Below are 13,997 nucleotides of genomic sequence, written 5' to 3'. Positions count from 1 at the left end.
GTATGCTTTGTCCATGGCCATCCAAGAACACCACCGACAGGAACTGCTGGCGCTGGCGCGGCGGGCGGTTGAGGCCGCCGTTCGAGGGCAGGGGCTCATCAAGCCGCCGTCGGCCGAGGGCATCGCCGGAGAAATCCGCGGGTGCTTCGTCACGCTCAAGAACGGCCCGCATCTGCGCGGGTGCATTGGGACGTTTCAGCCCCGGGCCCCGCTGGGGCGACTGATCTGCGAGATGGCGTTGGCGGCGGCGACGCAGGATCCGCGGTTCTTCCACGACCCGGTCACGCCGGATGAGTTGCCCGCCCTGCGCGTGGAGGTGTCGGTGCTGTCGCCGCTGGAGCTGACGGACGACCCGGCGTCGCTGACGGTGGGGGTGCATGGCATCTATATCGTCCGCGACGGATACGCCGGGTGCTTCCTGCCCGAGGTCGCCACCGAGATGGGTTGGTCGGCCCGCGAGTTCCTGGACAACTGCTGCTCGCACAAGGCCGGCCTGCCCCCCGGCGCCTGGCGCGACGGCGACACGCAGGTCTATCTCTTCACCAGCGAGAAGTTCGAGGAACCTCAAATTAGCCGCTGAGGTCGCTGAGGTCGCAGAGGGAAGAAGTTTGTTTTGTCTCTCACATCCTCAGCGTCCTCTGCGACCTCTGCGGCTTAATCTACCGGCCGGGTGGCATGGCGACACGCGTTGTTCGGCAGGCCTGCCTGCCGGCAGGCAGGTCGCCATGGGTGTGCGCTGATGAGCATCATGGCGACCCACGAAAAAACAAAAACGTGTGTCGCCATGCCACCCATCTCTGATTCTGCGGTTATTTGCGGAGCAAAGATCGCAGCGTTCTTCACGTCTTTGAATTGGCCGCCAGGAGTTGCCGGGCGTGGGTGAGCGTCGCGGGCGTGGGGTTCTTGCCGGCCATCATCTCCGCCAGTTCCTGCACGCGGGCGTCGCCTTCGAGCACGCAGACGGAGGCGGAGGTCTGGCGCCCGTCGCCGCTGCCGGCCACGTCTTTGCGGATCTGCAGGTGATGGTCCGCGCAGGCGGCGATCTGCGAGAGGTGCGTGATGCAGATGATCTGGTGGGCGTGCGAGTTGGCGGCGCTCTTCCTGCCTGCCGCCCCGCGGGCCAGGGCGCGCATCTTGCGCCCGATGGTGGCGCCGAGGCGGTCGCCGATGTTGGCGTCGATCTCGTCGAAGACCAGCACGGTGATCTGGTCCTTGTCGGCCAGGATCGTCTTGAGCGCCAGCATGATGCGCGACAGCTCGCCGCCGCTGGCGATCTTGCGCAGCGCCAGTCGCTCCTGGCCGGGGTTGGTCCGCACGAGAAAGTCCACCGCATCGAGGCCGGTTGCGTCGACGCCCGCATCGTCGGCCTTGCGCGTAACGATCTCGACGTCGAAGGTGGCCTCGGGCATCTCCAGCTCGGCGAACTGCGCCTCGACGAGCGTCTTGAGCCGCCTGGCGGCGTCCTTTCGGCGGCGCGAGAGCTCGGGCCCGATCTGCCCCAGCCGCCGCTGCAGCTTGGCGATTTCCTCTTCGAGCCCTTCCAGCGACTGCGAGTCGGCCTCGAGGGCGGCGGCCTTTTCGCCGATGGCGCGGCGGTATTCCAGAACCGCTTCGAGCGGGTCGTCGCCGGCGGCGGAGGCGCGGGCGTACTTGTGGATGATGGCGTTGAGTTCGTCGAGGCGCTGCTGGATCTTCTCGAACTGCCCCTCGTCGACATCGAGCTTGTCCTGGTACCGCTCGAGTTCGCGGGCGGCGTCGCGCAGGATATCCTCGCCCTGCTCGAGCTGCGCCGCCAGGGCGCCCAGCGACTCGTCGAGACGCACGAGGTCTTTGACTGCCGCCGACAACCGCCCGAGGTTATCCAGCAGCGCCTCGTCACCCTCGGCCAGGCCGCCCAGCACCGCCAGCGACTGTTCCTTGAGTCGGGCGAGGTTCTTCAGGACGCTGTAGCGGCTCTTGGTCCGGGCGTACTCGCCGGCCTCCGGCGCCGCGGCGTCGATCTCTTCCATCTGGAATCGGTAGAGGTCGAGCTGGTCGTCGCGGGTCTGGCACGAGGCCTTCAGGTCGGCCAGGCGCTGGCGACTGTGGCGAAGCTCGCTGAAAACCGCGGCGAACTGCTCGCGCAGCTCCAGCGCGTCGGCGAAGGCATCGAGGATCTGCAACTGGTTGGCGTTCTTGAGCAGGAACTGCTGGTCGTGCTGTCCATGGATGTCCACCAGCAGCTCGCCGGCCTGGCGGAGCATGGCCGCCGTCACCGCGTTGCCGTTGACCGAGACGCTCGAGCGTCCCGAGGCCAGCACGCGGCGGGTCATCAGGATCGGCTCGGCGGGGGCGATCTCCTGGTCTAGGATCTGCCCCAGCGCCTCAGCCGTGGCGGCTCGGGCAACCTCGAACACGCCGCTGACGCGCGCCTCGCTGCTGCCGGGTCGGACGAACATGGCCGCGTCTTCGCCGCCGCCGCGCAGGCCCAGCAGCAGTTCCAGCGCGCCCAGGATCAGGCTCTTGCCCGCGCCGGTCTGCCCAGTGAAGACGTTAAGCCCCCGGCCGAACTCGATGTCGACCTTTTCGATAATCGCCAGGTTCGAAATGTGCAACTCGCGAAGCATGGCGGGTATTTTACAGAATCGGGAAGAAACTTACCACAGAGGCACAGAGGGCGCAGAGGTAACAATAAGAACCGGCGGCCTCTGCCACCCAGTCATAGCCACGCTGGCTGGGGTGCCGTGGCGCGCAGGGCCGGAGGCCCGGAGAGCCACGATCGCCGACCCCAGGAGGAGCGAACGCCGCAATCTGCGCATAGTCGTGGCTGTCGGGCTGAAGCCCTCCCGCCACGGCACCGGCAGGCGTTCAGTCGCCATTTGAAGTCGCCACGACACCGGCAGAGAACGACTCCCGTCCCCTTTGTTTCTTCTCACCACTCACCACTCACCACTCACAACTGCTTAGCCCGGCGCTGGGGGAGGTAGCGGGCGGCTTCGGCGAGTGCGGCGGCAGTTGCCGTCAGCACCACCGCCGGCACGAGGCCCCAGAGCACCCACCCAGCCAGGGCGAGGATCGCGTACAGGACGATGCGCTGCGTCGCGGCGGCGGGCGAGCCGATGCGCCAGACATGCCGCCAGATCCGAACCGCCAGTGCCAGCAGCACCAGGAGGATGACAGCCGCGGCTGTCGATTCCCACGCGCGGGCGGTGGAGTCTTTGACGGCCCAGATGGTGACGCTGACGTCGCCGCCGCTGCCGGCGAAGTCCATGGACACGCCGTCGGCGCGGGGCAGGCTCACCGGCAGAGAGAAGGTGCCCAGCGCCACGGCGGCCTGGGCGGGGATAGCATCGCCGCCGCGTTCCGACGCGGGCCTATCGGCGGGAACGGGCCCGCCGCCGGGTTGGCCGGCGACTGGGCCTCGCACGCCCAATGCCAACGGTTCGGCCGCTCCGCCGCTTGCCCGCCCGCGCCCATCGTAAGTCCAGCTTTCCTCAGAGGACTGAGGCTGTCCGGGCAGCGCCGGCGGCGATTCGGCGGCGCGTTGCGATTGGTACATCTCGCCCTTGCCCGTGCCCTTGCCGCCGGGCTTCTTGGCCAGGTCCTTGCCGTCGGACTGGCTGCGGGTGAGGCGGTTGAACTGCAGTTCATCCTGCTGCTGGCGGAGCTGGTCGCGCTGCTTGACGAAGTTCCGGCGGCCTTCGTCTTCCAACTGCTTGGTGAGTTCCTTGAGGGCTTCTTCTTTTTTCTCATCGTCAACGCCGGCGCGCCCGCCGACCTTGCGCTGTTCCTGGAGCTTGCGGCCCAGGGCTTGCTCGACGATCTTATTGCCGCCGGCGTCGTTTTTCTCCAGTTCGCCGGCAATGCGCCGCTGCTGCTCGTCGTTGGCGCGAATGACGAACTCGGTCGAGCGGTCCAGCCACTCGTTGGCCGCCGCGTCCGAAACGCCGGCGTTATTCACCGAGCCGTTGAGGAAGTTGTTAACGCCGGTGACGGCGGCGGCCTGCTCCTGCCGCTGCTGCCAGACCGTGTTCAGTCCGTACTGGGTGTTGGAGTCGTCGGTGAGCGTCTGTTCGAGGCGCTGGGCCTCGCCGCCCAGAGTCTCGCGATTTTCGACGATGAACTGCCGCGCCTCTTCGCGACTCTTGTTCCATTTGTCATTCTGCAGGCGAATGTTGTCTGTCCAGGAGTTCAAGCCCGTGCCGTTGCCGGCGCTGGAGTATTCGTCGGCATCGAGGAGGCGTTTGGTTTGTTTTCCCCTGGCCGCCACGCGGCTCAGGAGGCGATACGCTTCGGCGCGTTTGGCCTGTTGCTCCTGGTCGCCGATGGCGCCTTTTCGGGCCATGCCGACGCCCTCGCTGTAGCGGTACCCGCGGGGCAGTTGCAGGCTCCAGGTGGTCTGTTCGACCGGGATGCCGATGATGCGGATCGCCGGCGGCGTGATCTTGGTGATGCGCCCCAGCGGTTCGCTGGCGCGCCCGGCCAGGTAGAGCTTGACCGAGTACGGCAGGCCCGTCGCCGAGGTCTTGATCAGCGGGATGAGCACATTCTCGACGACGGGTTCGCCCTTATCATTGGCAGAAACATAATGGTCGGCCGAGGCGGGTTTGACGGCCTTGCCGTCCACGTACGCACTCCAGAGCGTCAGCTCGGGGGGAACCTTGACGTGCAGGAACTGCTCGCTGCGGTTCTGCAGCATCAGCTCGACCTCGTAGCGGCTGTTGCCCGCCAGGTCGATCGTCGTCGCCACGGTCATCAGGTCGATGATGGCCGTGGTGCGTTTGGCCGGCTCGGCGGGCTTGAGTTTCAGGGCCAGCGTCCAGGTGTCGCTGAAGGCCTGGAAGACATATTGCAGCGACGCGTGGGCGGCCCCGAGCAGGTCGCGCTGCTGGCTGGCGGGCAGGGCGGTCATCTCGGCCGCCGTGTCGAGAGACAATTCGTGGCGCGAGAGGTTCTGCACCGCCACGACGCATCGGTACCCCTCCGGCGCCGCCGTGACCACGCGAGGCACTGCCAGGGCGGTCGTCTGCTGCGAGATCGGCACGGCGAAGTTCACCGCCACGTCCAGCACGCCGGTGACCTCGTTGATCAGCGAGACGGTCCACCGCGTGCGGCCGCCGTCGGCGTCTTCGGTCTTGACGCTCCGCATGGCCGGGCAGGTGACGGCCGCCAGGGCGGCGTACTGCGTCGGCAGGGTGAAGCTGACGTGGTCGATGGGCGAGCCGCTGATGGCGTATCGCAGGCGGTAGGTGTACCAGGCCGCCGTCGGCTGCACCGTCACGCCGGCGACGATCTCGACGCGGGTGCGGGTGGGTTTGGCCCGCACATCGAGGTCCAGGGCGATGGCCGGCCGGTCGTACTGGTAGGCGAACTGGGTGGCCCGGATGTCCTGGCTGGCCAGCCATCCGGTCAGCACACTCGCCGGCGGGGCGCTGCCGAGGTTTTCGCTGTTCAGCGTGTGCGCCTCGAGCGAGTCGGCCAGTTGCACCGCCAGGCGCCCGGTCTGCTCGGCCAGCGGCGCCCCGCCGGCGTCGAGCAGGGTGACCTTGGGCACGCTGAGGCGCCCCAGCTCCAGCGGCGCCTTGACCAGCACCAGCGCCAGGCTGGTGCTCGCGGCGCCGCCGCGGAGATTGACGTAAAGCCGCCGCCCCGTCGGAGCGGGCTCGACGTGGAAGTCTTCCACCGCCGCCCCGGCGGCGCTGAGCAGCTCGTAGCCGTCGGGCAGGGCAAAGGAGGCTTCGAACAACCGCCCGCGGCGGGCGGTCAGGTTCGCCTGGACCAGCAACTGGCAGCGACGCGCGTCGATGCGGACGAGCTGGTTCACCACGGCCGCCGTTTCCGTTTCGGCTCGGTGCAGCTTGAGCGTCAGGGCGAAGGGGCGGTATGGCCAGTAGTAGGACGAGACTTCCCGCGTGGCGTCGGCGGCGGTCTGGGCGTCTCGCCCGCCGGCGGCAGAGGCTCGGCGCCGTCCGCCCTCGACGCCGATTTCGGTGAGCGTCATTCCGCCGGCGACCCGCAGCGTTGCGGCGCCGCTTTCGCGGGCCACGTCGCCGGCCTGGGGCAGCGGCAGCGTGAAGGGCTTGTCCAGCGTGGGAAGCGGCGCGACCCACTTGGCGGTCATCTCATACGTTTTGGTCGCGGGGCGGTGCAGGCGGACGAGCACCACGCTGTAATCCTGCCCTTCGGTCTTGCTCGTGGCGACCACGGCGAAATCGCGCAGGTTCGCCCCGGTCAGGCTGGTCACGCTCACGCCCGCCGGAACCAGCAGGCGGAACTGGTCGTAGTCGGTGGCGCTGAAGGTGAAGACCATCTGCGTGGCGCCGACGATGCCCCAGTGATTGAAGCTCACGTCATGATTGGCCGCGGCGGACAGCGTCCGGTCGACCGTGCCGCCGCCGGCCTTGGGGCTCCATCGCAGCGTCAGGGCGCGGGCCAGGCCCAGCGGAACGGTCCACTCGACGCCGCCGTCGGTCTTGCGGCTGGTGAGACTGCCCTGGGCCTGGGGCACTTCGAGCACCAGGTCGTCGGCCGGCAGAGCGACCGTCATCACGCCCGCCGGCAGCGGCGGCAGCGTGAGGTTGACCGTCGGCCGTCCCGCCTGCGGTTTGGCGGTGGTGACCGCCGTGAGGCGCAGCGTGCCCTTGGCCCCGCCTTCGAGCGTCAGCACCATCCCTTTCTCGGCGGATGCAATCGGCACGGGCTTGTCGTCGAGCGAGGCGCCCGTCAGGGCCACGCCCTCGAACGGGATCGGCACGACCACCAGCCCCTTGCCGGTGGTCTGGGCCTGGGCGGTCAGCGTCAGGGTGAGCGTGTCGGCCTTGACGGTCGCGGCGTAACGCACGTCGGCCAGCCAGAGCTTGCCCGCGGCCGGGGCGATATCGATGGCCTGGTCGGGGTGGGCGGCGTTCCAGAGCTCGATGAACTTCGCGTAGGAGACGAGCACCTTCTTGGCCTGGTCGGCCTTGGCCGGGTCGCCCTCGTAGGGGATGATCAGCGGGGCCGCGCCAGGCTCACCGGCTTGAGGCGGCGCGTTGTTGGCTTGGGCATCGGCCGCCCGGGCCGACTGGGCCATCAGCAGCACCGCCGCCAGCAGCACCGCGGCGCGCTGCAGGACCGGTATCGCCGTGCGGCGCATGGCGCGGAGGATGATCCGCACCAGACCCACCGCCAGGTAGAAGGGGATAAGCAGCAGGGCGGCCCAGAACATTCCGTTCATGAACGGCGCCGCGTCCCGCCACCACACGGCGACGAGGCTGGCGGCGATGAGCACGGCGATGATGAACCGCGCCTTGTGCCATGCCCGAGCATTGAGGCGCATCAGCCCGGCCAGCCCCGCCATCACGAACCCCAGCAGCGCGAAGCTGTCGAGGCCGGACTCATCGGTCAGCTCGACCGCCAGCGGCAGCGGGTCCAGCGAGGTAAACGTGACGCGGTGGCCATAGTCGCCCGTCTGGGCCAACTCCACCGGCAGCGTGTACTTGCCGCTGACGACGAGGCCGCGGGAATGGTCCAGAGAGACTTTGGACTTGACCTCCGCAGGCTGCGTCGCCGGCGCCGCGTCCTTCCTTGTGAGGCCGCCGTGGAGGCTTTCCGTCGCCACAGCCCTCGCCGCTGCCGCGGGAGGGGCTGAATACGCGATAGCGTCCAGCGAGGGTTCCCTGGGACCGAAGGCGAGATCGAACGTCTGCTGGTACGCCGGGGCGACGCTGTAGAGCCCGTCGCTGGTCATGTCGGAGTCCTGGGCCGTGATGCGCAGGCCCGGGGCGGTGACGACGGTCCAGGAGACGGTGTTGACCTTTACGCCGGGCAGGGTTGCCCGCGCCAGGGCGTGCATGCTGCCGCCAGTGCCGGCGGCGCCGTAGACGACCTTGATCAGCGGCGATCGCGAGTCGCGGGGCAGATGCACCATGTAGTTGCCGGCCGTGTCGCGCTGGGGTTTGGCGACGGCGCCGTCGACGGTGATCGACCACAGCGTCGCGTTGGCGGGCAGTTGAACGCTGGCAAACTGCATGCCGGCGTTGACGAGCCTGAACAGCGCCTGCGTGCGCTGGTTGCCCTGGCCGTCGAGATAGGTGGTCAGCTCGGCCGAGCCGGCCAGGGCTGCGGGGATGGCAACCGTTTGATGCACGGTTGTCGAGACGTTGACCACCGGTTGCTCGCTACCGCTGTCGAACCGCCAGGCCGCCAGCAGGCGGTTGGCGTCCTCGGGCAGCGGCGGCAGGTCGGCGCTGTCGATGGCGCGACCGGCGGCGTTTGCCTTGGCGTCGACGGCCAGCTCTTCGGCCGCCTGAAGCGCCAGGTACTCGGTGACCTGGTCAGCGCCGAAGGGGCGCACCAGGGGCAGCGTGAAGTCTTTGGCCGGCAGCGGGCGGCTGTATGAAACATCGACAGCCACCTGTCCCACGGCTTCGGCATCGAGCGTGAGCTTCCAGAGATCGTAACCTTTTGCCTGAGGTAATACGGGCAAAGGTTCCAGATTCTCTAGTGGGACAGCTTTCTGTGTTGTAACAAGCACATCTTTATCAAGATCAGGCAACTCAATAGGGAGCACTCGGGTTTTGCTGGCGATCCGCCGGCCGGGCACTTCGATGGATACCTCTTCACCCAGAGACTTGTCCACCAGGACCATCAATTCTGCCGTGCGGGCGCGGGTGATGGTGTACGTCACGCGCCAGTGGGCGCGCAGATGTTCACTGGTCAGCGAGACCAGCCCTACGGACTCGGCCGACAGGCGCGCGGAGCGGCGGCTGATCTGCAGTCGCACATCGGCGGGCGGGGGCTGCTGGTCGTACGTCCAGGCAAGCTGCACGTCGGAGCCCAGGCCCATCGACGTCATGCGCCCGACGTTGACGCCCTTGATGGCATCGGGCACGGCATCAGGCGCGGCGTCCAGATCGTCCGAGGTCGAAACGCTGACGACGCCGGAAACCTGATCGGCCTGGCACGACAGCAGAGGCATGGCGATGACGCGCGGCGTGCTGCCGGCGCGCCAGAGCCAATTCTGCGGCACGTGCTGGAGCGTGATGACCACGTTCGCCACGCCCTCGGGCTGCACCGGGCGGGCCAGCTCGATGCGCAGCCGCCGAAACGCCGCCGGGGCCGAAGCGGCCGGTTGCGTCGCGGGCGCTGCGTCGTCGGTCACGTGATACTCAAAGCCCTCCCCGCTGCCGTTGACGGTCACGCTTACCAGTTCCCACGCCCCCGGCGGCAGGCGGAAGTTCATGTCGAACATCTCGCTGCCGACGGCTGTGACCTGGAACTCGCCCGTCAGCGTGAGGCTCTTGTCGCCCACGGCGAGGCGCTGGCGGTCCTGGCTCTCGCGGCGCAGCGGCACCTTGGCGGTGCGCAGCTTGACGGACCAGTCGGCGCCCCAGTGGTAGTACAGCCGCCCGGTGAGCAGGCCAAACAGCGCCGGGACTTGCGTGGCGCCGGCGTCTTCGCGGCGGGCGTCGGACAGCTCATGCCCGCGCACGCGAAGGTCGCGCTGCGTGTTGACCAGCAGATACCCCCGCTGAAACGCCGCGTCCTGCAATATCACGCGAGGGCTGCGCCACTGGCCGGCGATCTTTTCCACGGCGGTGGCCTTGATGTGCAGCGCCTGCAGCCCACGGCTGGCCGAGCCCAGGCGAACGGTCAGAATGTTCGACCCGTCCTGGCCGGCCTCGACGGACCAGCGCACCAGGCCCGGGCACGTGACAGCCGTGATCGTCCACGACGCATCCACCGCGAACTGCAGCTCGCGCACGCTGCGGCGCAGCACGTCGACCATATACAGGCAGTGCAGCGTCTGGCTGTCGGCTTCGATCTCAACGCTGGCGGTGCTCTCGCCCAGCAGGATGGGCTTCTGGGCTTCCTGGCGGCCGTTGCCCAGCAGCACGGCCGTCACTGAGTCGCGCCCGCCGATGGTGAGCTCGGCGCGCGTGCGATCGGCGGCGCGATCGTACGTCGGTTTGTCCATTGCCGCCGAGGCGGAGATCTCCAGATCGCCCGGGGCCGTCAGGGTCATCGTGCCCGCCACGGCGGGGGGAATCGAGATGCCAAACTGCAGCCCGCCGGCGGGAAAGCGCGCCAGGGGCAGTTCGGTCAGGGCGGCCGAGGCCTCGATCGTCACGGCGTGCTTGCCCTTGCCCGCCACCAGCAGCACCAACGCCCCGTCGTCGTAGCCCAGCGGGGCGCTCTTGCCGTCGAGGGCGACCTTCAGCAGCCCCAGGCGCGCAAATGCCAGTGGCACGGCCACGCCCTTATCGCTGAGGGAGATCACTTCCAGCTCGCCCGTCAGTCGCAGCGACTGTCCAGTGACATCGGCCTGGTAGCGGGCGGATGTCACCTGGCCGAGCTGTTGACTGTCGGCGGCGGCCTGGTTGGCCTTGGCGGCAGCGAGCAGGGCGGCGAACTCGCCGCGGTCCATGAGGATGCTCTTGGCGGCAGGGTCGAGCGCGGCGGCGATATCGCGATAGGGCACGTAGAGGTTGCCCTTTTCGGCGGGTCGCTGCTGGGCGTCGGCCGGGCCGGCGGCGGCGAGCAGGGCGGCGGTCATCAGCCACGTCGGAAGGTTCTTCATGGCGTTACTCCTTGCCCGCGGGCGTCTGCGGCTGATCGCCGGCGGCTGCGGGCATCGGCGGGGGACTACTCTCGCGGGCCGCGCGGCGGCGCAGCATGGCGAAGAACCACTGCCCCGCCCACAGCGCCGCGACCACCAGCGCCGCCAGGAAGGCGTGCCATCCCAGGCGCACGGCGAACTTCGGCCAGTACAGGTTGATGACCGCCAGCAGCACGATGGCCGCCAGCACGATCACCAGTCGCGTGAAGCCCCGCAGCTTGAGCATGACCGCTCCGGCGGCAAGCACCACCAGCCAGACCGCCAGGGCGAAGACCTCGCGCCCGACCGTCGTCACCGATAGCGTCCCCGGCGCGCCTTGACGCTGGAAGGTCATCACCCGCCCCTGACCGGGCAGGGCCCAGGTCACCTGGACGGGTTGATTGGCCCCCAGCATCGATAACTGATGATCGCCGCCGGGCACCGGCGAGAACGCCCGGTCGTTGCCCAGCACGATGTCCTGCTCGGGGATCCACAGCCGCCACAGCGTCACCTGGAAGGCGACCTCCTTGGGCAGCGAAGGCACTTCGAGCTTCGACGCCGAGGCGTTGTCCTGCCCGAAGCGGATGTCCAGCACCACGTTGGTAACCTGCCCCGCCGAGGGCGGCAGGCGCACGATGCGCTGGTCGGCTGCCGTCGAGGCCTCCACCGGCGCCTCGGCCCCGTTGAGCAGCACCTGGCGCAGCTTGGCCCCGTGCAGCGTGATGGGCAGGCGGTCGCCCTTGCTGGTCTTGAGGAGGTACACGACGCGGCCGTTAAGCTGCCCGTCGTACCCGAGCACCTGCTCGACGATCGTCGCGGTGGCCATGGTCGTGATGACGGCGGCTTCTTCCTGCGTCACCACCGGCAGCGACAGTTCGAAAGGAGGGCGATTGTATCGCAGCGCCAGCGAGGCGGCGGCGCGATGCGGGGCGTAGGGAAGGTCAACGGCGCTGGTCGGGTCGCCGGGCGTGAGATTAGTCGACGCGGGTTGGCCAATCGCCAGCGTCTCGCCCTTGGCGATGGCGATATAGCCGCTCTGGTCGCTCAGGCGACCGGCCGCAAGGATCGGCTCGACCTTGACAGTGGCGGCCGAACCGACCTCCCCGGCCTTGAACGGGCGGCGCACGTTGACGTACAGCCAGTACGTGCCCGTCACCGGCGACTGGAGCACAACCTTATAGTACACCACGCCGCTGCGGCTGGCCGGGGCGGTGGCGGGGGCAACCTCGCCGGCCGGCCCCTGCGCCGGACCGGTGGCCGGCGGAGCGTCGACGCGCGGCGTTTCCTTGATGTTCTCGCCGGTGAGGGTCAGGCCGGCGTCGGCCAACTCGGCGGGCGCCTGAACGTAGAACACGTCCTGCGGCGAATACAGCACGGTGTAGGCGATCGCGGCCTGGTCGACGATCGCCCCGGGCTGGATGTTCACCAGGCGGTGTACGACGGCAGAGACCTGCGAGGGCTTGACGGCGATCTTGAAGACCGCCCCGGCGGGCTTGTCGGCGGCGATGGCGCCGAACTGGAACGCCATCTGCGGCGCCATGCCGAAGGCGCTGCGCTGGCCGATCTGCCGCAGCGGCAGCGACTGGAACTGGTCGAGCCGCTCGACCTGCGCGCCCAGATGCGCGGGCATGTACAGCACGAACTGCCCTGCGTAGTGGCGCAGGTTCGTCTTGTCGGGTTGGGGCAGGGCGAAGGCCACGTTGTCGTCGAGCTTGGCCCGCGGGCGCCGGGCCTGGAGGTTCAGCGAGACGTTGCCGAGGATCTCGCGCTTGAGCAGGATGTTGAGCTGTCGCGTGTCGCCCTTGCCGCTGAACTGGTGGTCGTCGACCACGTCGGCCGGACCGATCGACTGCACCTCCCACGGCTCGGGCAGCGTCATCGAGATGCGGAACAGCCCCGCCCGCTCGATGCTGTAGTTGATGTTCCCCTGGAGCTGCTGCCACGAATCATTCACCGCCAGCGACCACTGCTGAAACACCGCCACCCGCGGCTCCACCGTGCCGATGACCAGCGTGGCCGCGTAGTCAGCCGAGATGAACTGATAGGCCGTGACGCCGCTTTGCGTGGAAAGGTTGCCAGGCAGGCGACCGGTGTCGACGCGCGAGAGGTTTTTCAGGTCGCGCAGCTCCACCGAGCGGCGCGGCGAATGCGTTACGGCCAGCAGACCGCTGCGCCGCAGCACCTCGTGCGTCAGCACCGGCGTCAGCGGCAGGTCCACCTGCGACTCCTTCAGCAGGCGTTCCATCTTCAGAACCAGCGTGTAACTGTCGGTGACGGCCGAAAACAGCTTCACCTTGAGCAGTTGACCTTGCGGTGGCACAGGCTTTCCAGCCTGTGGTTCACGGCCTGGAAAGGCCGTGCCACCGGCGGCCGGGGCGTCGGCGACGTCCCACTTGCCGATGTTGGCGCCCTCGACGCTGGTGACGCGAAAGCCCGCCGGCAATTCGATGGTGAAGGCATCGACGCCGCGGCGGCGGATCTCGTAGTTGAACGTGATGTCGTACGAGACCAGCGCCTCGCTGACCGACAGGTGCTGGAGCTGGTTGGAGATAATCACCGGCTGCAGGTCGGCGGCGGCCTGCGTCTTGGGCTTCCACGAGAGCTTGACGCGCTGGGCGGCGCCCAGGAACGCCTGCAATCGCGTGACGCTCTTGCCGGCGGCGCTGTCCTGGCTGGTGGTAGCCGCCAGCATCGGCTCGACGTCCACCTTCATGTCCTGCTCGGGGATGGTCAACTCCAGGGTGGTGATGGCCGCTCGCGGCAGGGCCAGGTCCAGGATGTTCAGCCCCGGCTGCGTGGTGATCTGGCGGACGAAGTCGATCTGCACGACCTTTCGTCCGGCGCCTTTGGTCAGCAGGACGTACTGCCCGTTGACGACGCGCAGCAGCGGCTGGGTCTTGTCGTCGCCCTGGATTGCCGTGCGGGCGATGGCGGCCTCGCCCAGCCCCAGCGGGACGTTGACCCAGCCGTCGGCGAGGATGTCAACGGTCAGCTCGAGCTTGAGCGACGCCAGTTCGCCGCCGACGCTGCCGCTGAATCGCGCGGTGGAGATCAGGTACTCCCCCGGCGCGGCGGCAGCCTGGGCGGGCGAGGCCTGCGCCGCCTGCCAGAGTCGCTGGAAGTCTTTGTACGGCAGGAAGACGCCCTGGCCTTCGTCGTCGAGCAGGCCCTTGAGCTTGTCGTAGGGCACGTAGACCTTGTCGGGGGCCTTGGCCGGCTCGGGCGGGGCCGCCCACAGCGGAACTGACACCGCCAGCAGCACCAGCAGCGTAACGACCGGGCGAATCGAGCGAGAGGCGTTCATGAGCGAGTCTCCAAGAGATTGACGAATCCAGCGCATGCCATGGTACCGCCAGGACAGGGAAAAAGCCCGCTCCCGCCCGGCAATGTTGATGAGACGCACCAGCGGGCGATTTGTTTCAGAAAATCTTTCCTGGCA

At 68.3% G+C, this 13,997-nt stretch carries 4 protein-coding genes; 1 reads left to right on the top strand and 3 read right to left on the bottom strand.

Annotated features, from left to right (window positions below; translation table 11 throughout):
* Nucleotides 1-13: 13 nt before the first annotated feature.
* Entirely contained in the window at nt 14-580 is a 567-nt protein-coding gene (amrA, locus tag ABFD92_01055; protein ID MEN6503101.1) for an AmmeMemoRadiSam system protein A, read from the top strand.
* A 259-nt stretch (nt 581-839) separates the two neighbouring features.
* Here the strand turns inward: amrA and recN are convergent, their stop codons facing one another.
* The 3 genes from recN to ABFD92_01040 all read right to left on the bottom strand — a co-directional run bounded on the left by recN (nt 840) and on the right by ABFD92_01040 (nt 13,862).
* Entirely contained in the window at nt 840-2,606 is a 1,767-nt protein-coding gene (recN, locus tag ABFD92_01050; GenBank protein ID MEN6503100.1) for a DNA repair protein RecN, read from the bottom strand.
* A 326-nt stretch (nt 2,607-2,932) separates the two neighbouring features.
* Nucleotides 2,933-10,540, bottom strand: coding sequence for a hypothetical protein (locus ABFD92_01045; GenBank protein MEN6503099.1), 7,608 nt, complete (start codon nt 10,538-10,540; stop codon nt 2,933-2,935).
* A gap of 4 nt (nt 10,541-10,544) precedes the next feature.
* The gene (locus ABFD92_01040; GenBank protein ID MEN6503098.1) at nt 10,545-13,862 is read right to left on the bottom strand and encodes a hypothetical protein; all 3,318 of its coding nucleotides are present in this window, start codon (nt 13,860-13,862) and stop codon (nt 10,545-10,547) included.
* Nucleotides 13,863-13,997 lie beyond the last annotated feature (135 nt).

It is taken from the genome of Planctomycetaceae bacterium (genome assembly GCA_039680605.1).
Classification (GTDB): Bacteria; Planctomycetota; Phycisphaerae; order SM23-33; family SM23-33; genus JAJFUU01.
This window is presented reverse-complemented; position numbering and strand designations above follow the sequence as displayed.